This is a genomic window from Paenibacillus sp. 32352 (assembly GCF_002042965.1).
In the GTDB taxonomy this organism is placed as follows: domain Bacteria; phylum Bacillota; class Bacilli; order Paenibacillales; family NBRC-103111; genus Paenibacillus_S; species Paenibacillus_S vulneris.
On record NZ_MZNT01000003.1, the window covers coordinates 240,924 to 264,559 of the forward strand.

Genomic DNA, 23,636 nt, shown 5'->3' on the forward strand with positions numbered 1-23,636 from the left:
GGAAGAACCATGTTAGTCAAAACACGATGGCGCCGGCCGCTGTTCCTTCTTCTGGCCTTCACCCTGTTCGCCTCGGTCATGATGCCTATGACCGCGTTTGCCTGGGTGCCTTACGATACGAACTATAAGGACGGATTCGGCCAGCTGGTCTGGACCCAATCGGCCTATACACCGGTTGAAGTGCTGGGCAGGGAAATTTATGTTCCGGATCCCAAGGATCCTGCCAAGCAGGTATTTTCCCCGCTTGTACAGCCCAAAGGGATCTTTATCGATACCAAGGACAACATCTATATCGCCGATACGGGAAATAACCGGATCGTGCATCTGGATGAGAACGGGAACTTTAAGCGGATTATCGATGTGAAGGAAAACCCGCTCAAGAAGCCCGAAGGCGTATTTATCGATAAAAACGGAGATATTTACGTTGCTGACACAGGCAACAAACGCGTTTTGCGGTTGGATAGCAACGGCAAGATGATCCGCGAATTCAAGCGTCCGGATTCGAAGTTTTTGCCTGAATCGTTCAAATACGATCCGATCAAGGTTGCCGTCGATAAGCGCGGTTTCCTGTATATCGCTACATTGGGCGGCTACCAGGGCTTGCTGCAGCTGGACCCGGAAGGCAATTTCCAAAGCTTCTTCGGAGCTAACAAAACAGAGTTTTCCGTTATGGACGCATTGAAACGGATGCTGTACACCCGTGAAATGTATTTGCGGGAAATCAGTAAGCTGCCAGGCTCTGTCAGCAGCGTAACGATCGACCAGAACGGCTTTATTTATACGGTTACGAAAGAAGTGACGAACGGTCAGATCAAGAAGCTGAATATCGCGGGCAAAGATTTGCTGGCAACGAAGAACGACACGTCGGCTACCGGGGACGCAGTCAAAACGTTCGGGGAAGTTCGTTTTCCGAGCAGAGATAAGCTGACGCCGAAGCTGAATGACTTGACGGTTGACCGTAACGGTAACATTACGGCCATCGATTCCACGTTAAAATACGTCAACCAATATGATGCGAACGGAAATCTGTTGTTTTTCTGGTCGGGAGACACCACCGCTTCTTCCTCCAAGCTTGGAGTCGTCAAGACGCCATCGGCCATTGCCTCCAACTCGAAGAACCATCTGTATATTCTGGATGAGGAAAACAACGTCGTGCAGGTGTTCCGCTTGTCGGAATTCGGTGAACTGGTTCATAAAGCGAACCAATTGACGCAGGAAGGCCGTTATGAGGAAAGCGAGAAGCCTTGGCAGGAAGTACTGCGCCTTAACGCCTACTATACTCCGGCGATGCTGGGCCTTGCCAAAGCGGCCTATAAGAAAGGCGACTTTGAGCGCGCTGAGAAATTGTTCTACGATGCAGGGCAAATTCAAGGCTACTCGGATTCGTTCTGGCAAATCCGGCTCATGTGGTTCCAAAGAAACTTCGGTCTGTTAATGAACATCGTCATTATTTTCGGAGTAGGGTACTTGCTGTTTGAACGTCTTACGCGCAAGAGTGGGTTCCGTAAAAAATGGCGGAACCGCCAAAGAACGAAGATTCCTTTGCTCGTTCAGTTGAAGCATTCATTTTATATCCTGAAGCATCCGATCGACGGCTTCAGCGCGATTCGTTACGAAGGCAAAGGAGGATTCGCGAGCAGCACCATCATGCTGCTGCTGGCGCTGGTATCGTTCTGTATTTACAGAGCATTTACCAACTTCACGTTTAATCCGTCCGTAGTATTGGAAATTAATCTGATTACGGTGTTCATCCAATTTATGGTGTTATGGGTAGGCTGGATCGTATCCAACTACTTGATAAGCACGATCTATCGCGGTGAAGGCCGGTTCCGGGACGTTGCCTTCGGCAGCACGTATGCTTTGTTCCCGATTGCTCTGGTTGGATTGCCATTAACCTTGCTTTCCAATGTTATGACATTAAGCGAAAGCGCGATTTATTCCTTCTTGCAGATTGCTATGATGATATGGGTCGGTCTGCTGATGTTCTGGAAAGTACAATCCATGCAAAACTACAGCGTGGGTGAAACGGTTATGAACATTTTCCTATCGCTCGTAACCATGACGATTCTCGGTGTCTTGATCTTCATCACATTCGGATTAAGCAGTGAAATGAAAGACTTCTTCTATTCGATCTATCAGGAGGTGACGATCCGATGAGACGTAAACGTACAAAAGTAGTCCTCTCCGCGACACTGGCCGCTACGCTGAGCTTATCTCTATTTGCAACGCAGGCGGTCCAGACGATTAATGCGGCGGATCCACCGGCTGCCGGATCGGGGAACGCAGGGGACAATGCCGCCAAGCCTGATGCCAACGCGCAAGCTCCTGCGGCTAATACGGCTGCTCCAGCACAGGCGCCGGCAACGGCTCCGGTCGATGTGAACAAAGTGAAGGCGGAGCTGCCGAACGACGCGAACTTCAAGCTCGCCGCACAAAGCGACAAGCTGAAGCTCCTCGTGGACAGCACGACCGGGCACTTCCAGGTAGAAGATAAGCGAAATGGGGAAGTTTGGCGCTCCTATCCGAATGTGGATCTATGGCCTCAAGAAACAATTACAGGAACGTGGAGAAATAATCTCCGTTCTCCCATCATGGTTGAATATATCGATGCCGCGAACTTCAAGTCGCAGCCCAAAATGACCAGCCTTATCGAAGATAAAGGCGTGCTCGAAGGCTTCCAGACGACGGCGACAGGCTTCAAGGTCACGTTCAACTTCAAAACCTCCGGCTTTAAAATTCCGGTGGAAGTGAACATAAAGGATGATTACGTAGAGACCAAAATCATCGACAGCGGCATTGAGGAAGGCAAGCTCAGTCTCTTGAACCTGAAGCTGTACCCGATGTTCGGCGCGGAGCCTTCCGTCGGCCAAGACGGCTACATGGTCGTTCCAGACGGTTCCGGTGCATTGATCCGTTTCAAAACGAAACAGATCAACGATAAATCGATTTATCGCGAGAATATGTATGGCAGCGATATTTCATTTTATGCGGAAAGAACGGCCCGTCAGCAAGCGAAGATGCCTGTATACGGCATGAAATCCGGCGACAAGGCATTCGTAGCGATCATGACCGGTGGAGAAGAATACTCCAAAGTATTCGGTTCCCCCTCCGGCGCATTCGGCCAATCCAACTGGATCACGGCAGAATGGCAGTATCGGATCAAGTTTTTCCAAAATACGAGCAAAAAAGGAAATGCGGGCTTCTTTACCTACAGTAAAGAAAGATTTACCTCCGATCAGCGCAGCACCCGTTATTACTTGCTCGATAAAACCAATGCGGACTATGTCGGCATGGCTTCCAAATACCGCGAATATTTAATGAAGGAACAAGGCGTTAAGCCGCTTCAGGCTGCGTCGAACAAGATTCCGATGTTCGTGGATATCGTTGGAGCAGACGTGAAAAAAGGGATGCTGTGGGATAAGTATTTGCTCGGAACCTCAACCTCTCAAGCGATGGAAATGGTGAAAAGGCTGTACGGTCTTGGCATTGAAAATATGTCCATTCAATATTTGGGCTGGCAGAAGGGCGGTTACAGCTCCTTCGGCGGATTGTTCCCGGTAGATAAGCGGCTGGGCGGCAACGAAGGCATGAAGCAGTTCATCCAATTCGCACATTCCTTGAAGGTGCCGGTCTACTTGACCGCTAACTACACCTATAACAATAACGAAAGAGACGGATTCAATGCGAGATATGACGGGATGCGTAACCTTGCAGGCAAGCTGATGGATTTCGAAATGTTTGCAAGCCGGGATACGATTACCCAGATGAGTCCGAAGTTCTCGGCCCAGTCGCTCTCCAAGGACATGAGCCAGTTTAAGGAATTGGGTGCGGACGGCATTTATTTCGAAGACGGCATCGGCCGGTACTTGAACAGTGATTTCAATACCCGTGCACCGTCTACGAGAACGGAAACGATGCATACGCAGCAGGAGATGCTAAAGGAGACGAAAGAGACGCTGGGCGGAGTAAGCGTAGAAAGAGCCAATATGTATACGCTGAAGGACATTAGCCATATTCACCGCATAGCGGATGACTATTCGTATGACCTGTTCATCGACGAATCCATTCCGTTCCTGCAAATCGCTCTGCATGGCCTTGTCACCTATTCTTCCGGCTGGTCTAATCTGCGGGATCAGTACAAGACCGAGATGCTTCGCAGTATCGAGTACGGCGCAAGCCCATCGTTCATTTTCACTTATGCGCCGTCTGAGGATATGAAAGGGGCTTACTCTGTTTATTACTACAGCATGAATGTCCATGACTGGGAATCGACCGCTGTAGAGGAATACCAGCGCTACAATAAAGCTTTGGGCGACGTACAGACCAAATTTATTGTCGGCCACAAAACCATCGCTCCGAACGTGAAGGAAGTTACCTACGACGGAGGGAAGAAAGTGGTTATCAACTACAATTCAACACCGTATAGCGACGGCAAGGTAACGATACCGGCTCAAGACTTTATCGTAGTTCAAGGAGGCGCTGGCCAATGAATCGCAAATTGAGATTGAGCTCCGCCACCCTACGTAAAGTGGAAGGTTCTTTATTCATCGCACCATGGGTTATCGGATTTCTGGGCTTTATCGCATTTCCACTGGTATATTCGTTCTATATGAGCTTTAACCGCGTTAAAATTACGGCCGGCGGCGTGGAGTATTCGCCGGTCGGCTTCCAGTACTACCGCGAGATTTTGTTTGCGGATGGCGGCCTCTTGTACAATGACTTGCTGCCGTTTTTGCGTCAAGCGTTAATGATGATTCCGGTTATCGTGGTTTTCTCGCTGCTTGTAGCGATTTTGCTGAATCAGAAGTTTATCGGACGCTCGTTTTTCAGGGTCATTTTCTTCCTGCCTGTCATATTCTCCACCGGACAAATTATCCAGGAGTTTATTACGCAGGGGGAAGGAACGTTGTCCTTCGTTCAAGAGTTCGAGCTGGGCAGCTACATCAACACCTATTTGCCGAAAGCCTGGGCGGCTCCGCTTAACTCCATCATTAACTCGTTTGTTCTCATCCTATGGTATTCCGGTGTGCAAATCTTGATTTTCCTGGCGGGTCGTCAGACCATCTCGACCTCGGTATATGAGGCAGCCCGGATTGATGGAGCCGACCCTTGGGAAACGTTCTGGAAAATTACGCTGCCTGGCTTGACACCATTTATTTTGCTGAACTTGATTTACACGGTAGTCGATTTGTTCACGTTCCCGTCCAACCCGATCATTTCCAAGGTCAACACGACCAACTACGGTTTGTCTAGTGCTCTGGCATGGATTTACTTTATGATCGTATTGCTCTTCCTGGGTATTGTCCTGCTCATCTTCTCCAGAGTGACCAAATCCTCAAGCGGAGCCAAATAGAAAGGAGGCGAGACGGAATGCAAAAAGTAATAAAAGATATCAAGAACGTGCGCTTCGATTCTCATTCGGTCAGGTCATGGCTGACAGCGGCCAAAAACCTGCTGATAGGCAAGGAAGCCGATAAAGGCTTAATATTCAGGCTGTTCATGTACCTGATTTTGATTGACGTGGCCTTTATCTATGTGAAGCCGATCATTTATATGATCACGACCATGATTAAGGACTCCGCCAACCTGCTGGATCCGGCCGTTATTTGGGTTCCGAGGTCCTTCTTTACAGGTCATCTGCAGGAAGCGTTCCGGCTGTTGAAATATTCCAACGCTTTCTTTATCAGTATGACGGTGTCGCTTAGCGTTGCGGTGCTGCAGGTCATTTCATGTGCTATTGCGGGATATGCCTTTGCCAGATTGGATTTTCCGCTTAAAAAATTCTGGTTCGTATGTCTCATCTTTACGTTCGTCATGCCGCCTCAGGTGACCATTTTGCCATCCATCCTGCTGTTCAAAGACTTCGGATGGATCAATACGTACCTGCCGCTCATTGTGCCTGCCATATTCGGGCATGGCTTGAAAGGCGCGCTCTTTGTCATCATTTACCGCCAGTTCTTCAGCACGCTTCCTAAGGAGCTTGAGGAGGCAGCCAAAATGGACGGAGCGAATGTATTCAGAGTGTTTTTCCGGGTTATGCTGCCGATCTCGACTTCGGCGATCATCGTCGTATTCTTGTTCTCCTTCGTTTGGAACTGGAACGATTTCTATTTCCCTACGATGTATATGTTCGGGGCAAAAGAGGTTCCGCTGTCCATCAGCTTGTCGCGTCTGGCTGCATCCTTAACAGCCGAAGCGGAGCAGGCCGGTCCAAGTATTTTTGCGGAGCCGATCAAGATGGCCGCATCGTTCTTGATCATTATGCCGGTCTTGGTAGTATACACGTTTACTCAGCGCTGGTTCGTAGAAGGCGTAGAGCGTACGGGCCTTGTAGAATAGTAAGGAGTAGGAAGCCTGCTGCGAGCAGGCTTTTTTTTTCTCCTATCCTAAGACGATGGTCTGATGCGTCATTATTTCCCGGGAAACAAGGGGGATAGCCATGCTTCGGATAGCAGGTACACAGTGTGATGAAATGACTATGACCGGCTCTGCGTGAAAGCAAAAAGCCTGAGAAATTCAGGCTTTTTTGCTTGTCTAATTCCAATTTGGCAAGTAATATGTAGAAATAGGGGGTATTTTGAATGCATATATTACTTGTGGAGGACGAGCTCAAAATCCGCGAAGTAGTCACCGCATATTTGAAGAATGAAGGATGGGAAGTCGATTGCACGGCAAACGGCTTGGAGGCTGTTCAATTGTTCGAGAACGGTTCTTATGATCTGGTTATTTTGGATCTTATGCTGGAAGGCCTGTCGGGAGAAGAGGTATGCCAGCAAATCCGCGCCAAATCGGTCGTACCTATCATCATGCTGACTTCCAAGTCAAGGGAGAGCGACACGATTGCAGGATTAAATCTGGGCGCCGATGACTATATAGCGAAGCCTTTCCGGGTTAAAGAAGTCATTGCCCGCATTCATGCTCTTCGACGCCGCATTCATGCTTACAAAGCCGATGCCGTCAAGCAAAACGTATTGACCTTCGATAGAGGCCAGTTAGTCGTAGACTTGGAAGCGAACACCTTGCTGGTACGCGGCGTACATGCGAACTTGACGACGACGGAATTCAAGCTGTTAACGGTGTTTACGAGCAAGCCGGGCAAGATTTGGTCGCGCAGCGATCTTTCTTATCATGTGCTTGGCTATCGTTTTCAGGGAGACAGCCGATCTATCGATACCCACGTCAAAAATTTGCGCAAAAAAATCGAGGAAGACACAAAGGAGCCCCGGTATATTCTTACCATGGTAGGCTCAGGCTATAAATTTGCCGCAGAATCGGATACGAAGGAAACAACTTGAGATGATTAAAGTATTTCGCAAAATGGAAGTGATCTTGTTTTTAACGCTTCAAAGCTGCTTCATCTTGATTATATCGGTGGTTGCTTACGGCTATAATTTTAATTGGCAGGATGTCTTCACGCACTATCAGGAGGATCAATTAAAAGTAAACGCTTTCAAATTAATAGACGATATGCGCAACGATAACTTGTCGGTGGGGCCATACACGGAGGAGCAGAAGTCTTGGCTGGACCGGAGGGCCACATTATACGGCATTCTCGTCCGTTACGGAGAGGATAAGCATACGGTCTGGTTTGATATGTTCTCGCGTGTACAAAACCAAAAGGACCTTATCATCCAGGAGTATCCGGTGGTAGCCAAGGGAGAGACCCGCGGCATTTTGCAGGTAGGATATTTAAAGACATTGAATCAGATCGATCCGAATGTCATCGCCTATCAAAAAATGATGGAAACCCGTTCCGGAATCTTGTATGGTGTCATTATCCTGATCTCCGTTCTGGTCAGCTTTGTCGTTGCCCGTCTGCTGTCCGCGCATTTGCAAAGACTGCAGGAAACGGCGAATAAAATCCGTCTGGGCAACTGGGAGGTACAGGCGGCCGTCAAAGGCCCGGAGGAGGTCCGGAGGCTTGCTTTAACGTTAAACGAGCTCTCCAGGGAGCTGAAGAAGCAGGAGGATTGGCGCCATCATCTTATGGAGGATTTGACCCACGAGCTTCGAACGCCGCTGACATCCATGCTCTCCCAGCTGGAAGCGATGATTGACGGGATCTATGAAGTGGATCTGGAATGGCTGGAGCAAATCTATGACGAGCTGATCCGGCTTACCCGCCTGATGAATGATATGGAACGCTTATCCGAGGCGGAGGCCGCCCGGTTTACGATAAATATTCGGCGAATTAATATCGTACAGCTGACCCAGAACGTCTACCGCAATTTTCAGCAGATGGCCAAGAGCAAAGGGGTCAAGCTGCAATTTGTCCCTACCAATGCTCCTTGCTATGCCGAAATCGACCGCGATAAAATGATACAGGTCATTTCGAATATTGTATCCAATGCGATTAAGTATACGGACGAAGGCGGAAAGGTCACGCTTGGGGTTGATTGGACGATCGATTCTACTATTATCTATTGTGAGGATACGGGCATTGGAATCAGCGAGGCGGATTTGCCTTATGTATTTAACCGGCTGTACAGGGTCGATAAGTCCAGATCCCGCTTTAGCGGAGGGGTCGGTCTTGGCTTAAGTATCGTTAAAGCGTTAGTAGAGGCTCACGAGGGTAAGATTGAGGTGACAAGCACCTTGGGACAAGGCTCCAAATTTATGGTTACCATCCCGAATGTGTACAAGTCGCTGGAGCAGCAATTATCATAACAGCCTATGCTGGAAGGAGGCAGACGGATTGAGCTTTTACGGTCAAAATGTACTTCCCGCCGTTCGGAAAATGCGGGATCTTGAGCTGCTGTTGAAGAGCCGGTTCCAATACCTGGTTCTGCTCGACATTCATATTTCCCAGCTGGCCAGTATTGTGCAGCTTGCAAGATCGCATCAAAAGAAGATGCTGATCCATGCCGATTTGATTCAGGGGTTGAAGAATGATGAGTACGCGGTGGAATTTTTATGCCAGTCGGTCAAGCCGGCCGGCATAATATCCACTAAAAGCGCTGCCATAGCGACAGCCAAAAAAAATAAAGTGCTGGCGATTCAGCGGCATTTTTTGCTGGATACGACGGCACTGGAGATGACCTATAAAATTACGGAGAAGGTTCAGCCGGATTACATTGAAGTGCTTCCGGGCATTATGCCTCATATTATTTCGGAGATGAAGGAGCAGCTGGGGATTCCGATCCTGGCAGGCGGACTGATCCGCACGGTGGAGGATGTGGAGATGGCCTTGAAGGCGGGGGCGGTCGCCGTGACGACCTCCCGCAAGGAAATATGGAAACAATATGAAGCCCAGGGATAATTACTTGGGGTCTGCGGTAATAGGATTGACAGCATCTTCCCGTCGCTTCTCGAGGACTTGGCTGTGCTGCTCGATCTCTGCCTCGCTCCAGCCGAACAAGTCAGCCATATATGCGATAACCGGCTGCTTCCATTGATGAACGGAGGCGATGTCGAAGTACATGGCGCCGGTCCGGCGGATGAAGAAATCGGATGGGGTAGACACCATCTCCGCTTCAATTCCATAGATCAGCATGGCCAGCCACAGAGCAGGCATACCGTACTTGTCAGCTTCCTCCTGATGCTCCCGGTACAGCTCGAACAGGCGGTCTGCATTGGACCCGTAGCGTGTAACCAGAAGGGTCGCTTCACGTTCATTCAGCCCGAATTTCACAGCCTGCTGTACTTTGGTTTTGATAAAGGAGGCATAGACTTGGGATCCTCCTACATCCCCGCCCGATAGCTTGACCTTGTCTGTGGTGCAGCCGGGGAAAGGGGAATGTCCTTGCTGCTCCAGCTGGTTGGCAACCAGATTGACGATCCGCTCGGCCATTTTGCGGTAACCGGTCAGCTTGCCGCCTGCGATAGTGATCAGCCCTGACGGAGCGATGAAGATCTCGTCCTTGCGCGAAAGCTCGGACGGTGATTTGCCGTCCTCATGTATCAGCGGACGCAAGCCTGACCAGCTGGATTCTACATCCTTGGGCTCCAGCTTGAGGGTAGGGAACATGAAGTTGGCGGCCTTCAAGATGTAATCTCTGTCCTCAACAGTCATGCGCGGACGGGCAATGTCGCCGGTGTAGTTCGTATCGGTAGTCCCTATATAGGTTTTGCCGTCGCGCGGAATGGCGAACACCATACGTCCGTCCGGCGTATCGAAATAGATTGCTTGCTTCAGAGGGAACCTTTTGCCGTCAACAACGAGATGGACGCCTTTGGTTAGATGCAGCCGTTTGCCTTGCTTCGAGCCGTCGATTTCTCTGATCGTGTCTACCCACGGACCGGCTGCATTGACAATCTTTTTCGCTCGGATGTCGAAGGCTTGACCGGTCAATTGATCGACGGCGCGGACTCCGACTATTTGACCCTGATCGTAGATCAAATCCTCCGCTTTTGCGTAATTCAGCGCGTGAACCCCGCGGCGAACCGCTTCCTTCATCGTCTCGATGGTCAATCTGGCATCATCGGTCCGGTATTCTACGTAATAGCCCCCGCCTTTTAATTTATCCTTCCGCAGCAGCGGCTCCATGTTCAAGGTTTTGTCCTTATTCAGCATGATACGGCGCTCCTGCTTGCGTACACCCGCCAAATAATCGTATACAAGCAAACCGACAGAGGTTGCCAGCTTCCCATAGGTGCCGCCTTCAATAATCGGCAGCAGCATCCATTCCGGTGTCGTCACATGCGGCGCATTCTCGTATACAATCGCGCGTTCTTTTCCTACCTCGGCCACCAGCTTGAATTCGAGCTGCTTCAAGTAACGAAGCCCGCCGTGGATCAGCTTCGTGGAGCGGCTTGAGGTCCCGGCACCGAAATCCTGCATTTCGATAAGACCTGTCGACATGCCTCTGGTTTGGGCGTCCAGCGCGATTCCCGCCCCCGTAATGCCTCCGCCAATAACTAGCAAATCCAATGTCTGATTAGAGAGCCGTTCTATATGATCAGCACGGTGCGCTCCGGAAAAATTCGTCGTCATCTGTATCATCCTTTTCGTCATGTTGGGTTGTGTAAACAACAAAAAAGACCGCTAACACGTCCCTGCAGAAGCCCAATTAGCTTCGGCAAGGTATGTTGCGGTCTACTCTTATTCTCTGACCAAATGTATTAACTTGTTCAATTGCTGCTTAATTAACCGTATCATAACATGAGAATGACGATGAAGCAATAGTTATTGACAGAGAAAATGGGTTTGTGTTAGATTTCAACATGAAAACGGTTTACATGTTTGTTCATGTACGACAAGGAGGAAGGCCGATGAAGAAGTCCCGTTATGTCGTTGCTATAGATCAAGGAACTACGAGCTGCAGAGCCATCGTTTTTGACCGTCAAGGGACGATTGTGCATACGGCGCAAAAGGAATTCACGCAATATTTTCCCCAATCCGGGTGGGTTGAGCATGATGCGAACGAAATTTGGAATACCCAGCTGGAGGTGCTGCGCCAGGCAGTGCAACCGATTGCCGTTGATGAAATCGCTGCCATAGGGATTACGAATCAAAGGGAAACTACCGTGGTATGGGATAAAATAACGGGAGAACCGCTCCACCGGGCCATTGTTTGGCAGTGCCGCCGCACCAGCGGCTTGTGCGATGAGCTGAAGCAGCAGGGCTGGGAGGACAGGATCAGGCAGAAGACGGGCCTTGTGCTGGATGCCTATTTCTCGGGCACGAAGCTGAAATGGGTTCTTGATAACCATCCGCAAATTAGAGAGAAAGCTGAACGGGGAGAAGCCTTGTTCGGCACTATCGACTCTTGGCTCATCTGGAAGCTGACAGAGGGTGCCGTGCATGTGACCGATGTCTCGAATGCGTCAAGAACGATGCTGCTGAATATTCATACCGTGCAATGGGATGAGGAGATTTTAAAGGAATTCAACATTCCGGCTGCGATGCTTCCGGAGGTTCGGGCATCGAGCGAAGTGTACGGGTATACGACGCTGCTTGCCGAGGACATCCGCGTTCCTATCGCAGGGGCAGCCGGGGATCAGCAGGCCGCTTTATTCGGGCAGGGCTGCTTTAAAGAGGGAATGGCCAAAAATACTTATGGCACAGGGTGCTTTGTTCTGAAGCAGACAGGGGCCAGACCGGTTATGTCCCGAAAGGGACTCATCACGACAATTGCCTGGAAGATGAATGGCGAGGTCTGCTACGCTCTGGAAGGCAGCGTATTTAATGCGGGAACGGTCATTCAATGGCTGCGCGACGGCTTGGGACTCATTCAGGATGCCGCGGAAACCGAAGCGTTGGCCTTGTCCGTCGAGAATACGGAGGGAGTCTACTTCGTGCCTGCCTTCACAGGGCTCGGGACACCGTATTGGGAGCCGGATGCCCGGGGGATGATCACTGGCTTGACCCGCGGTGCCGGCAAAGCCCATCTGGTAAGAGCGGCCCTCGAATCCATAGCCTATCAGAGCGCAGAGGTGCTGCAGGTCATGGAGGAGGAGTCGGGCATTCATTTGACCGAGCTGCGTGTTGACGGCGGTGCAGTCAAAAACAACTTCCTGATGCAGTTTCAGGCCGATATGCTGGGCGTTCCCGTCGCCCGCCCCAAGGTGATCGAAACGACGGCCCTGGGAGCAGCATGTCTGGCCGGGTTAGCCGTCGGCTTCTGGCAGGATACGGCGGAGCTCGTGCAGATGAACGGCTTTGATCGTACGTTTACCCCGCAACCTGCGGGTGACGAACTACGAGAGAACAGGCTGGAAGGCTGGAAGCAGGCAGTTTCGTATCAAATCAAGGCAAACTAGCATTTGGGCTATAGCTCTTATTGTATACTTTATCCATCCATATCGAATTCAAAGGATACCGTTTGAAGGCCCGACCCTTCGAGATAGACCTCTTTAGTAATCCGGTAGTGGCCTTTCTTCAGTTGATTTAGCGGAACATCTTGATCATGGCCCCCGCCGGGCTCCATCATGATTCCAATATCTACGAAGGCAATAGTCATAGGATAAGGTGCCCATTCGTTGTTCTTTTGGATGTCTATTTTGTAGCCGACACCAAAAGAAATGCGGGAGGAGCTTTCATTTTTTAAATGAAGGCTCATCGTCTCGCTGCTTCGAAATTGCGTTTTATCCGCGTACAGCTTGGCAGCAGGCGGGCTGCTGGGAACTACCGCTTTCGCAGTATTCGCTGGATCCGGAGATTCATGATGGTTCTTGCTTGCATAGGAGTTCATGCCGGTTTGGACTGTATGGACAATGCCCCATAGGATTCCGCATTCGGCCATGAGGAACAGTGCAACCATAGGGATAGCAACGGATTTTTTCATAAGTACCTCCTTTTTCCTTATATGACGACAAATGGATTGCAATTGTTTCAGCGATTTGCTTAAGCAGCACAAAAAAGCCCGATCTCCGACGAAGGAGACGGGTCTTTTGCTTAGGAGGGCCAATATGTACTTCAAATTTATAGAGGGACGATCTGGCGCTCTTTTTGCTTGTAGTATACCCAATCGGTAAAGCCGATTTCTTTGAGCCGCTTGCTCACCAATTCCCAATCGTCGCCGACACGTTCCGGCTTGTGTGCATCGGAACCGAAGGTAACCCTAACGCCATAATGGCAGGCGCGCTCAAGAACGGCATCGATAGGGTACCAGCCGCCGCAGTCCTTCGTCTTGCCGGAGGTGTTGATTTCGATAGCAATGTCCTGTTCTGCGATGATTTGCAATGTTTTATCCACGGCATCCGTAGGAATATCGGAGAAGGCAGGGTAGAAGCCGCGCATGGCATCGATATGGCCGAGAATCTGGAACATGCCGCTGCGCGCGGATTGCTGAATCAGGTCATAATAAAGCTCTTTTTGCTCGACTTTTTGACGGTCGGTCAAACCGTTCCAACGCTTTTTATTGAAGATGCTGACGCCGCCCGACAGATGGACGGAACCGATAATATAGTCGAAAGGATATTGCTCATACACTTTGCGGTACACGTCCGCATGCTCAGGGAAAAAGTCGGATTCGACGCCCAGCAGAACGTCGATTTTTCCGGCGTACTCCTGCTTCAGCTTCAGCACCTCGTCTACATAACGGCTGAACTCGCTTTTAGCCATCGCAATGCCAGGCTGCTCCTGCTCCACGTCGCTTGCAAAGTAGGGCGAATGGTCCGATATGCCGATAACGGACAGTCCGTGCCGTATGCCCGCCTCGATATAGTCGCGGATTGTGCCGAGGGCATGGCCGCAACGTTCATGATGCGTATGCAAATCAAATTTCATATCAAGTCACTCCGATCCTATAAATTGAATTTCCTGCATGCCTTTCAAATCCTCTAAAAATTGATGGAGCGCCGAGCTTAAGTAACGTCCGGATTTATAGACGACCCCGACGGGGTGGCTGCTTTCAAGCTCATTGACCTTTATCATCTTCAGCGTGCCGAGACGCAGCTCGGTGGCAATGGACAGCTTGGAAATAATCGCGGCGCCCAGATTCAGCTCCACCATTCGCTTGACTTCCTCACTGCTGGACAGTTCCATCACGATTTGAGGGGTAATGTTCAGATGTTTGAAAATTTGATCGACGAATCGCCGCCCGGCCGTTTCCGGAGACAGCATTATGAGAGGAATATCCCTCAGCTTTTCCATCGGAATATGCTGGAAGCGGCTTAACGGATGCGCCGGTGAAACCACCAGCTCGAACGTATCGTAATACAGCACGGAGCTTTCCAACGCCGGATGCTTTTCGAACAAATAGGTGATGCCGATATCGATGGATCCATTTTCTACGCTGTGCATAATTTGCGAGGAGGTCATCGAGTGAATCGTTGTTTTGATCAGCGGAAACTGATTCTGAAAGTAAGACAGCACCCGCGGCAATATTTGTATCGCTATTGAGGTTGTCGTTCCCAAGTGAATATGACCTTGAGGCGTTGAATTCAGATCGGCTAAACGCTGCTTCAAATCTTCGACGGTCTGCAGAATGATTTCCGCATGCTCCAAAAATACCCGTCCGCTATCGGTGAGCGTCACGGGCTGATTACGGTCGATCAGTACGGTCTTAAATTCGTCTTCCAGACTTTTGATCTGTGCGGAGACAGCCGGCTGCGTCAAGTTCAATACTTCTCCTGCTTTGCGAAAGCTCATCGTTTTGGAAATGGTAAGCAGTGTTTCTAGTTGGTTTAAGTTCAAATGCCGGAACCTCCTCTCCAAAAGGGGCTTATTGCTTCCCAGTTAGCTTCGTCAAAATAGATAAATTTTATCATCTTTACAAAAAATATAAAAACCGTTTCTTGAAAGCTATTTTCATTATATGACACTTGCTCCGGCTGAGCAAACGAAAAGTACTTCGTTCCCAAATGATTTAGCGCATAAACTATAAGAGATACCTGGGACGGCGGCTTGGGAAAAGCGATTGTTTCCGGACTAAAAAAAGAGCTGAGGCTGTGACCCGCACCCAAAGTTAGACTTACCTAACCAATGGAGGTGACGTTCACTGCTAAGCTCTTTTTCTATGGCCTCCGCTAGGCTTGGCCTAATCTATCCATCAAATCTGTCAAGGTATCGCATACCCAATCCGGTTGAACTCCTGTCTTCGCCAGCTGTTCTTCCAGCGTATTCCGGTTAATAAGGCCGGTAAGCACCAGCGCCGTTCGGCATTGAGCCGCGATGCCTCCTTGAATGTCGGTCAACAGATTATCCCCGACAACCCAAATCTGCTCTGGCGGCAAATTCAGCTTGCGTATGGCATAGTTCATAATGATAGGGGAAGGCTTGCCGATGACGACAGGCTCCGTCTGGCTGGCTCTCTCGATAGAGGCGCCGATGGAGCCTGCGCCGGGGCGGAGCTCATTGTTCCAGGGAAGCAGATGGTCCGGATTGGTCATAATGAAGCCGGCCCCCGACCGTATCAGGCTGACGGCTCTCGCCATTTTCTCGTAGTTGAAGCTGCGGTCGATCCCTTGAACCACATAGTCCGCGGGACCGTCAGTTACCGGCTCGAAGCTGGCGTCCTGCATCGCTTGCTCCAGTCCCACTTCACCGATCAGATACACACGGTTGCCTTGGTTGTGCTCCCGCATATACATCGCGGCGGCCTGGGAGGAAGTAAGCACCTCCTCGGGTTTCGCGTCTATGCCGACTCGTCCTAGATGGGCAGCGACCTGCTCGGGGGGGCGTGAGGAATTATTCGTCACGTATACATAGGGATGTCCCTCTTGCTTCAGCCATCGGATGAAATCGGCAGCCTCAGGGATCGGTGTATCTCCGTGGTACAGTGTACCATCCAAATCCAATAAAAATCCGGGCACTTGCTGGTCCTCCTCTTCCGTATCACAGTTGTCAGATGATCGAGTTCATTGTAACAAAAGCGGTCCTATCCCGCCACTTTTTCCGTTCGGATGGATGCCATTGCTTGTGATATACTGTGATTAAAGATTGGCAAGCTGATTGCCTTAGTTATTCTTAAGCCCTTCCGGAGGTCCAGATGAATTCTTATGTGAAATCGTGGATTGAATTAGTTAGCAGCTGCCGTAATGAAGCGGAAGCGGCGCCCATGAAGCAGTATATGCGCAATCAGTTCGATTTTTTGGGTATACGGGGCCCAAAGCGGGTAGAGCTGTTTAAGGAATGGGTGCATCGTAACGGGCTCCCCCCGTTAGAGGAGCTTCCGGAAGTCGTTACATCATTGTGGAGCATGCCGGAACGGGAGTATCAGTATACGGCGATTGATCTTTTGGTCAAAATGCAAAGGAAGCTGGAAAAAGAGCATATCGACTTATTGGAATGGCTGATCGTCCACAAATCATGGTGGGATACGGTAGATGGGATCGCTCCTAATGGAGCGGGATATTTATTTCAAAAGCATCCGGAGCTGATCGCGAGCTATGCTGACCGCTGGATTGAATCCGATCCTATTTGGCTGCAAAGATCGGCCATTCTTTTTCAATTAAAATATAAGAGCCGAACGCAGGAGTCCTTATTGTTCCGGTACATACGGTGCCGGTCCGATTCGGATGAATTTTTCATTCAGAAGGCTATCGGCTGGGCATTACGCGAATATTCCAAGACGAATCCCGAGGCGGTCAGAGATTTTATCCAAAGCCATGAGTTGAAGCCGCTTAGTCGGCGTGAAGGGATGAAGCATCTGGACAAGCTGGGAAATATACAATCAAAAGAAAGGGAGGGGTAAGCATGCTGGCCGAACTGCGTAAGGCGGATCACGGGTTTATCGCTCAATTCGAACGGCATTACAAGCATTCGATTGAGGAGGTATGGGCTTATTTGACGGAGAATGAAAAGCTGAACCAATGGTTCCCTGAGCTTGAGGTGGAGGAGCTGCGTCAGGGCGGGCTTATCAAGTTCAACATGCCGGATGGGACCCATCTGGATATGACCATCCTCGATATGAAGCCTTTGTCCGTGCTGGAATACACGTGGGGAGAGGATCGTGTGCGCTTTGAGCTGGCTGCCGAGCCGGGAGGCTGTTTTCTTTATCTGAAGGAGACGATTCAGGCTGTCACCCCGCATACGCCTAAGGATCTGGCCGGATGGCATGTCTGCCTCGACGTTATCGCAGCGTTATTGAAGGGTACGGTCATGGATCGCAAGCGCGAGTGGGAACTCAAGTACAACGAATATGTAAAGGCGATTGAGCTGCTTTCAGCGAGTCGCTGATAGACAAACCTGACACCGGATTAGTCCGGTGTTTTATTTTGTTATAAACTGCTTTGGGAAAAGCACGAACCGGGCAGAAGCGGAATACAAGTATAAAATCGGCACACATTATAAGATTTACTTATACAATATTAAAGAAAAGTTGATTAATGGAGGGTAACAGCATGAAACTACTTGAATCCATCGAGCAAGTGTTTCGGCATTTGACGGCTCCGTCCGGCCACGATTTGAGGAGAGCTGTTGAGCGATTGAATTTGAATCCGGAGGAGGCAGCTATGTATGTGACGGAGCCGTCGCATTTGCCCTATGGCCGGAGGATCTTGTTCCAATCCGAGCATGTGGAGGTCATCCTGATTCATTTGCCTGCAGGGCATGAAACCTATATCCACGACCATGGAGAATCCATAGGATGTGCCTATGTGCTCGAAGGGGAGCTGACCAACAAGCAGTTTTGGCTGGATAAAGAGGGCTACGCCCATGAATGCGGCGAGTCCGTGCTTCGACCTAACCAATTTATGTTTGCCCCGAAGGGCCAAATTCATCAAATGTGCAATTACGGCAAGCAAAGAGTTGTTACTCTCCATGCTTATACTCCTGCGATGAAAAATACAAAGGTATATTACCAATACGAGCAGGTTCTTGATTATGTTATTTAAGAACGAAGAGTAGACACGGTCGAGCGTCTTTGATAGGGCTCGATAGGGTTTCTCATCCTATACCATTTTTCCGGCTCCGCTCTTTGCGGGGTCATTTTCATTAGTAGGATTGTCTTCCTGGACCGAAAGGGTTTCCCTCTCGCGAATAGAATTATGAATGTAACGATCGGGTTAGGAATAGAGGTTCCACGAAAGGGGAGGGGCTTTTTGGATGACGCAAAGAAGCAGTTGCTGAATCACCAGCTGTCGCAATTGCGGGTTCAGCTGCTTTTTGCGAAGCTTTCCGTATGCTCTCCGGATTGGATCAGGCATCGCTTCACTCCTTCTTATAACAAAATTTACCTGATTAAGGGCGGGGAAGGATGGCTTCAGGTCGGCAAGGAGCAGCTCTGTCCGGAGCCGGGGGATCTGGTGTTTATACCAGGCGGGGTGGAGCAATCTTATTCTGTCACGGGCGGAACTCCCTATACCATGCATTGGTGTCATTTCAAAACGAATTTGAATTTCAACCGGCTCTTTCAGTTGTTTGGTTTGACCAACGTGGTGAAAGCGGATGAAAGCCGTGAGCTTCAGCACTGGTTTCGGGAGCTGGAGGATCATCGCAGAGATGAAGGCCCGGCTACCTCGCTGAAAATCCAGTCTGCTCTCTTCGCGATAATTTCCTATTTTATCGATCATGCGGTTACGGACCGTGGTCGGGAGGCCGTCAATGATTCCCTGCGAAAACTGACGGATACGATCCATTATATCGACGATCATTTATCCAGGGAGCTGACGATCGAGGAGCTCGCACAGAACGCCCATTTTCATCCGAATTACTTTATCCGTGTATTCAAAAGGCATCTCGGGATGCCGCCTATGCGGTACATTCATGAAAGGAGAATGGAGAAGGCAAAGCAGCTGCTCAGCTCTACGGATCTTACGGTTGGGGAAGTCGCTCGCCGAACCGGGTTCAAGGATGTGTCCTATTTTTCTGCGGCATTCAGGAAAGGGGCGGGCGCCTCTCCCTCGGAATATCGCAATTTGTTCCCTGGCCGCTAGCAGGGTTCATCAGGATGAACCGCGCTTGTCCACAAAAAGTTAATTTTACAACAAAACAGGTTAGGCTGATCGCTTACGGCAGATCTTGAAAGCGCTGTATTATGAGAATGTGAGCCTAATACAGGCACATACATTCTACAGCGAGGTGGGAGATAATGAGGATGAAGACCGGGTTCAGGACGCTGATAGCTTTATGTGTTGCTTTGGGCAGCGGCATGCCTGTAGTGGAGAACGGGCAGATGGTGCACGCTCAGGATCAAGCGCCGACGCAGCTCTACGTTGCCAAAAACGGCAGCGACACCTTCGAGGGCACGATGAGCCGCCCTTTCGCTACGCTGGAAAAAGCCCGCGACGCGATTCGCGAGATGAAGAATGCCGGGGCCCTTCCTCCAGGAGGAGTCAAAGTGACCATCCGGGGCGGGGAGTATCGGTTCACCGATACGTTTCAATTGGATGAGAGGGACTCCGGAACGCTGGATTCCCCTATTACCTACGAAGCGTATCAGGGGGAGAAGGTCACCATTTCCGGCGGGGATACGATCGATGCGTCCATGTTCCGCCCCGTCTCTGACCCGTCTATTCTGGGGAGGCTTCCCAAGGAAGCCGGCAGCAAAGTCATGCAGCTCGACCTTAAGGCGCTGGGCATTACCGACTACGGCGTGCTTGGCAGCACTAGCAACGTTCCGCCGGAGCTGTTTATCAATGGAAACGTGATGACGCTTGCACGATGGCCGAACAGCGGCTTTACGACGGTGGATCAGGTAGTGAAGACTCCTGACACTGCGGCAGGGACCGGTTATACCTTTACCTACAAGGACAACGGGCTGCATAAATGGCAGAGCATCGATTACACATGGATGCTGGGCTACTGGGGGAACGATTGGGCAACCAACGATCTTCAGATCAAGTCCATTGACTCGGAGCGTACAACTATCGAAACCTACAAGGGCACCAGCTATGCGATGAAAGCCGGACAGCGCTTTTATTTCTACAATATTCTGGAGGAGCTGGACGCCCCGGGCGAATGGTATGTAGACCGTAATACAGGCATGCTGTATCTCTATCCGCCGGCTCCGCTTCAGGAAAGTAAAATTCAATTGTCTTTATTCAATAAAAATTTGATTACGATGAACAATACATCCAATGTCATATTCAGCCATCTCGCGATGGAGGTTCATAGGGGCAACGCCTTCGATATTACGGGCGGAGAAAATAACCGGATCCAATATTGCGAAATCAGCAAGATGGGCGGCTATGCGGTCAAAATCAACGGGGGACGGAACAACGGAGTCTACGGCTCAAGCATTTACAGCATGGGAAACGGGGGCGTTCTGCTGAACGGCGGCGATTTTACGACGCTGACTCCTGCGGGGAACTACGCGGATAATAACGATATTTACAACTATGCCAGAATCAAGCTGACTTACACCTCCGCCGTTGAGCTGAATGGAGTCGGTAACCGCGCCACGCATAACAAAATGCATAATGCGCCGCATCTCGCCATCCAGTTCAGAGGAAACGACCATGTGATGGAGTACAACGAAATCTACGATGTGGTCAAGGAAACGGCGGATGCTTCGGCGATTTATTCGGGCAGAAGCTTCGTATGGCGCGGCAATGTCATTAATAACAACTATTTCCACGACATTATTGCCAGCGATTTGCGTGTATCGACAGCAGCAATTTATTTGGACGATTACATGAGCGGCGTGGAAATGAGGGGCAACGTGTTCTACAAGATCGGCAAGCAGGCGTTCAAGCTGGCCAACGGCCGGGAAAATGTCGTCGAGAACAATCTGGTCATCGATACCGGCTCTTCGATCGCCTTCATGACACGCGGATATAAGCCCGGTGAAAAAAATTATGAATCGTTGATGAGCAAATTCGATCAGGTTCCTTATCAGAGCGATATTTGGGCACAGCGCTATCCGACGCTTCCCGATATTTTGAACGACGAACCCCTGCTGCCAAAACGGAATGTTGTCCGCAACAATGCGTTTGTCAACAGCGGACCTATTACCGGGGACAGCCAGAATATGAAGCTGGGCACTTTCGAGAACAATCTGTCCTTTGCCAACAAGGATGATATAGGCTTTGAAGATGCGGCAAATGGAAACTTCCAGTTAAGGAATGATTCCGTGATCTTCTCCAGCATCCCGGAATTCAAATCCATTCCGTTCCATGAGATGGGGGTTAAGGCAGCAGGACTTCCGCCGTCCCAGTCGGGCTTATCCGTAAAATCGGTGGATTACCAGCAGAATGGAGACGATGTTAAGGTTCAGATGAGCTTGAACGGTAATTCGCTTGCAGCCGTAAAAGATGAATCCGGCCTCCGCCTAAGGGAAGGAACGGATTATGTGACAGAAGGGTCGTCCGTTCGGTTGAACAAGTCGTATCTGGCTTCGCTGGCGCAAGGCTATCATGCTCTGACCTTCTCCTTCAGCGCAGGGAACGATGCTTTCTTGAACGTCAATGTACTGCCTCCTGCAAGCGCGCAGCTTAGCTCATCCTCCTTAAAATATGCGCAAAATTCAGGCGACAGCACCATCGGAATGAGTCTGAACGGCAATACGCTTCTTTCCATTAACGATGGCAGCAAGGTGCTGAAGGAAGGAACGGATTACATCAATAACGGAACCTCTGTGACCTTCAAGAGCTCGTACCTAATGAAGCTGGCTCTGGGCCAATACAGCCTTCGGTTTACTTTTAGCTCGGGCACTGAGGCGGTTCTGGCATTAAACGTCGTTCAAGAGAGCTATACACTGAACAAAACGTATTCGGCTTCATCGCAATGGAGCAATGATTACAGCGCGGCCAAAGCATTTGACGGCAATCCTGCGTCCCGTTGGTCTGCGGAGAAAGGAAAAACCGCGAATCAGCACTTGACGGTTGATTTTGGTGACAGCATTACGTTCAATCAGGTGATTGTACGGGAGAGTTCTTACCAGAGGGTGAACCATTATGTCCTGCAATATTCGGAGGACGGCGAAAACTACATCGACATTCCAGGAACGGAAGGAAGCTCCATTGGAACCAGCAAGACGATCGATTTCGATCCGGTCACAGCGCAATATTTGCGTCTTCTGATGTACTCGACCAAGCTGGAGTCCGGCGCCAGCAAGGAGCCGACGATCAACGAGGTGGAAGTCTATTATGTGCCGCCGGTCAACCCAATTGAGCTTACCGTACCCGGTGATCTGACTGTGGAGGCCGTGGGAGAACGGACTAAGGTAGACATCGGCACAGCGACATCGACGGAAGGAGTCGGTGTCACCAATGATGCTCCGAGTGATTTTCCGCTCGGAACGACGGTGGTTACCTGGACCGCCAAGGACGCCGAGGGACGTACCCGGACTGCAACTCAAAAGGTGACGGTAGTAGATACGGTGCCCCCAGTGATTACCGGTGAAGGTGCGCCGCAGCCTAATCTTAACGGCTGGTACCGTACGCCGGTAACGGTGCATTTTACAGCTGTCGATAGCGGTTCAGGCGTTGCCAGCGTAACCCCGGATATCGTACTTTCCAACGATGGGAGAGACCAGACGGCAACCGGGACAGCGGTGGATAAAGCGGGAAATACGGCGACGGCGGCCGTCTACGGCATCCATATCGATACGGTGAAGCCGATGATCGATATTAAGGCAGCTCCGTCCTACACGACGTCCCAGACGATGACGGTAGCTTATTCCGTCTATGACGATTTATCGGGAGTAGACAGCGTAAAGGCTCTATTAAACGGCAGGCCGGTGGTGAACGGTCAAGTCGTGAGGCTGGCTGATTTAGCGGGAGCCAACACGCTAACCGTCACCGCATCCGACAAAGCAGGCAACATAACGGAACAGACGGTTAGCCTCCAGGTAGTTATTGATGCTGCCGTGACTATGACCCCGAAGACACTGAACCTCAAAAGCCAGGGCGGGGCGAACTCCATGACGGCCGGTATCGCTCTGCCGCAGGGATATGCAGCTTCCCAGCTGGACACAGGCTCGATCCGATTGACGGTGAACGGCAAGGTCATTCCCGCGCAAGCCATGCCGCAGGGGGCGGGAGGAACGGGCTCAAGCCTGACAGTCAAGTTTGACAGGCAGCAGGTGATCGCGGCATTGGGAACAGCCGAAGGGAATGTAACCCTAACGGTCAGTGGAAGCCTGCTCGACGGGAAAAGCTTTGCAGGGAGCGACACAATTCGAGTGATTCATTAGTGCGGGCGCCTTATGGCAACCGAGTCGGTTGAAAACCCTGAAAATCTGAAAATCTGCTATGGTACCACGGTGGGGTATCTCCTTCCGGTCGCTGTTGTTCTCTGGAAATTTTAATTATATTCGCTTCATAGCGGTGATTTCCTGAGAACAAAGGCGAACGATAACGCTCTTGCA

At 50.4% G+C, this 23,636-nt stretch carries 18 protein-coding genes; 13 read left to right on the forward strand and 5 right to left on the reverse strand.

Going from position 1 to position 23,636, the window contains the following annotated elements:
• The first annotated feature begins 9 nt into the window (after nucleotides 1-9).
• The 7 genes from B1728_RS08790 to B1728_RS08820 all read left to right on the forward strand — a co-directional run bounded on the left by B1728_RS08790 (nucleotide 10) and on the right by B1728_RS08820 (nucleotide 9,259).
• Nucleotides 10-2,157: an SMP-30/gluconolactonase/LRE family protein gene (locus B1728_RS08790; protein ID WP_079909826.1), complete on the forward strand. Its 2,148-nt coding sequence runs from the start codon at nucleotides 10-12 to the stop codon at nucleotides 2,155-2,157.
• Nucleotides 2,154-4,490, forward strand: a complete 2,337-nt coding sequence (locus B1728_RS08795) for a DUF5696 domain-containing protein (RefSeq protein ID WP_079909827.1) — start codon at nucleotides 2,154-2,156, stop codon at nucleotides 4,488-4,490. Before B1728_RS08790 ends, B1728_RS08795 begins: the two co-directional genes overlap by 4 nt.
• On the forward strand, nucleotides 4,487-5,353 hold the full coding sequence (locus tag B1728_RS08800; protein WP_079909828.1) for a carbohydrate ABC transporter permease: 867 nt from the start codon (nucleotides 4,487-4,489) through the stop codon (nucleotides 5,351-5,353). The genes B1728_RS08795 and B1728_RS08800 overlap by 4 nt, the downstream gene beginning before the upstream one ends.
• A gap of 17 nt (nucleotides 5,354-5,370) precedes the next feature.
• Complete coding sequence (locus tag B1728_RS08805; RefSeq protein WP_079909829.1) at nucleotides 5,371-6,339, forward strand: carbohydrate ABC transporter permease; 969 nt, start codon at nucleotides 5,371-5,373, stop codon at nucleotides 6,337-6,339.
• Between the two features lie 242 nt (nucleotides 6,340-6,581).
• The gene (locus tag B1728_RS08810; protein WP_079909830.1) at nucleotides 6,582-7,295 is read left to right on the forward strand and encodes a response regulator transcription factor; all 714 of its coding nucleotides are present in this window, start codon (nucleotides 6,582-6,584) and stop codon (nucleotides 7,293-7,295) included.
• A gap of 1 nt (nucleotide 7,296) precedes the next feature.
• Nucleotides 7,297-8,667, forward strand: a complete 1,371-nt coding sequence (locus tag B1728_RS08815; protein WP_079909831.1) for a sensor histidine kinase — start codon at nucleotides 7,297-7,299, stop codon at nucleotides 8,665-8,667.
• Between the two features lie 28 nt (nucleotides 8,668-8,695).
• Nucleotides 8,696-9,259 carry a glycerol-3-phosphate responsive antiterminator gene (locus B1728_RS08820; RefSeq protein ID WP_079909832.1) on the forward strand — a complete coding sequence of 188 codons (564 nt, stop codon included), beginning with the start codon at nucleotides 8,696-8,698 and terminating at the stop codon, nucleotides 9,257-9,259.
• Here the strand turns inward: B1728_RS08820 and B1728_RS08825 are convergent, their stop codons facing one another.
• Nucleotides 9,260-10,933 carry a glycerol-3-phosphate dehydrogenase/oxidase gene (locus tag B1728_RS08825; protein ID WP_079909833.1) on the reverse strand — a complete coding sequence of 558 codons (1,674 nt, stop codon included), beginning with the start codon at nucleotides 10,931-10,933 and terminating at the stop codon, nucleotides 9,260-9,262.
• Nucleotides 10,934-11,211: 278 nt separating this feature from the next.
• Here B1728_RS08825 and glpK point away from each other — a divergent pair, with 278 nt between their 5' ends.
• Nucleotides 11,212-12,702 carry a glycerol kinase GlpK gene (gene glpK / locus B1728_RS08830; RefSeq protein WP_079909834.1) on the forward strand — a complete coding sequence of 497 codons (1,491 nt, stop codon included), beginning with the start codon at nucleotides 11,212-11,214 and terminating at the stop codon, nucleotides 12,700-12,702.
• A 29-nt stretch (nucleotides 12,703-12,731) separates the two neighbouring features.
• On the opposite strand, the gene B1728_RS08835 is transcribed toward glpK, so the two are convergent.
• The 4 genes from B1728_RS08835 to B1728_RS08855 form a co-directional block, all read right to left on the reverse strand.
• On the reverse strand, nucleotides 12,732-13,226 hold the full coding sequence (locus tag B1728_RS08835; RefSeq protein ID WP_079909835.1) for an immunoglobulin-like domain-containing protein: 495 nt from the start codon (nucleotides 13,224-13,226) through the stop codon (nucleotides 12,732-12,734).
• A gap of 137 nt (nucleotides 13,227-13,363) precedes the next feature.
• Complete coding sequence (locus B1728_RS08840) at nucleotides 13,364-14,170, reverse strand: histidinol-phosphatase (protein ID WP_079909836.1); 807 nt, start codon at nucleotides 14,168-14,170, stop codon at nucleotides 13,364-13,366.
• A 6-nt stretch (nucleotides 14,171-14,176) separates the two neighbouring features.
• The gene (locus B1728_RS08845; RefSeq protein WP_079909837.1) at nucleotides 14,177-15,079 is read right to left on the reverse strand and encodes a LysR family transcriptional regulator; all 903 of its coding nucleotides are present in this window, start codon (nucleotides 15,077-15,079) and stop codon (nucleotides 14,177-14,179) included.
• A 332-nt stretch (nucleotides 15,080-15,411) separates the two neighbouring features.
• On the reverse strand, nucleotides 15,412-16,197 hold the full coding sequence (locus tag B1728_RS08855) for an HAD-IIA family hydrolase (protein ID WP_079909839.1): 786 nt from the start codon (nucleotides 16,195-16,197) through the stop codon (nucleotides 15,412-15,414).
• 176 nt (nucleotides 16,198-16,373) lie between these two features.
• On the opposite strand from B1728_RS08855, the gene B1728_RS08860 reads away from it, so the two are divergent.
• The 5 genes from B1728_RS08860 (at nucleotide 16,374) to B1728_RS08880 (ending at nucleotide 23,462) form a co-directional block, all read left to right on the forward strand.
• Nucleotides 16,374-17,078, forward strand: a complete 705-nt coding sequence (locus B1728_RS08860) for a DNA alkylation repair protein (RefSeq protein WP_079909840.1) — start codon at nucleotides 16,374-16,376, stop codon at nucleotides 17,076-17,078.
• Between the two features lie 2 nt (nucleotides 17,079-17,080).
• Complete coding sequence (locus tag B1728_RS08865; RefSeq protein ID WP_079909841.1) at nucleotides 17,081-17,563, forward strand: SRPBCC family protein; 483 nt, start codon at nucleotides 17,081-17,083, stop codon at nucleotides 17,561-17,563.
• Nucleotides 17,564-17,727: 164 nt separating this feature from the next.
• Nucleotides 17,728-18,219, forward strand: a complete 492-nt coding sequence (locus tag B1728_RS08870; RefSeq protein ID WP_179135950.1) for a cysteine dioxygenase — start codon at nucleotides 17,728-17,730, stop codon at nucleotides 18,217-18,219.
• A 207-nt stretch (nucleotides 18,220-18,426) separates the two neighbouring features.
• Entirely contained in the window at nucleotides 18,427-19,260 is an 834-nt protein-coding gene (locus B1728_RS08875; RefSeq protein ID WP_179135951.1) for an AraC family transcriptional regulator, read from the forward strand.
• Nucleotides 19,261-19,421: 161 nt separating this feature from the next.
• Entirely contained in the window at nucleotides 19,422-23,462 is a 4,041-nt protein-coding gene (locus tag B1728_RS08880) for a X2-like carbohydrate binding domain-containing protein (protein ID WP_179135952.1), read from the forward strand.
• The last annotated feature ends 174 nt before the right edge of the window (nucleotides 23,463-23,636 follow it).

Coding starts and splice junctions, on each gene's coding strand:
- B1728_RS08790 (WP_079909826.1), top strand. CDS start 10: ATGTTAGTCAAAACACGATGGCGCCGGCCGCTGTTCCTTCTTCTGGCC.
- B1728_RS08795 (WP_079909827.1), top strand. CDS start 2,154: ATGAGACGTAAACGTACAAAAGTAGTCCTCTCCGCGACACTGGCCGCT.
- B1728_RS08800 (WP_079909828.1), top strand. CDS start 4,487: ATGAATCGCAAATTGAGATTGAGCTCCGCCACCCTACGTAAAGTGGAA.
- B1728_RS08805 (WP_079909829.1), top strand. CDS start 5,371: ATGCAAAAAGTAATAAAAGATATCAAGAACGTGCGCTTCGATTCTCAT.
- B1728_RS08810 (WP_079909830.1), top strand. CDS start 6,582: ATGCATATATTACTTGTGGAGGACGAGCTCAAAATCCGCGAAGTAGTC.
- B1728_RS08815 (WP_079909831.1), top strand. CDS start 7,297: ATGATTAAAGTATTTCGCAAAATGGAAGTGATCTTGTTTTTAACGCTT.
- B1728_RS08825 (WP_079909833.1), bottom strand. CDS start 10,933: ATGACGACGAATTTTTCCGGAGCGCACCGTGCTGATCATATAGAACGG.
- glpK (WP_079909834.1), top strand. CDS start 11,212: ATGAAGAAGTCCCGTTATGTCGTTGCTATAGATCAAGGAACTACGAGC.
- B1728_RS08835 (WP_079909835.1), bottom strand. CDS start 13,226: ATGAAAAAATCCGTTGCTATCCCTATGGTTGCACTGTTCCTCATGGCC.
- B1728_RS08840 (WP_079909836.1), bottom strand. CDS start 14,170: ATGAAATTTGATTTGCATACGCATCATGAACGTTGCGGCCATGCCCTC.
- B1728_RS08860 (WP_079909840.1), top strand. CDS start 16,374: ATGAATTCTTATGTGAAATCGTGGATTGAATTAGTTAGCAGCTGCCGT.
- B1728_RS08865 (WP_079909841.1), top strand. CDS start 17,081: ATGCTGGCCGAACTGCGTAAGGCGGATCACGGGTTTATCGCTCAATTC.
- B1728_RS08870 (WP_179135950.1), top strand. CDS start 17,728: ATGAAACTACTTGAATCCATCGAGCAAGTGTTTCGGCATTTGACGGCT.
- B1728_RS08880 (WP_179135952.1), top strand. CDS start 19,422: ATGAAGACCGGGTTCAGGACGCTGATAGCTTTATGTGTTGCTTTGGGC.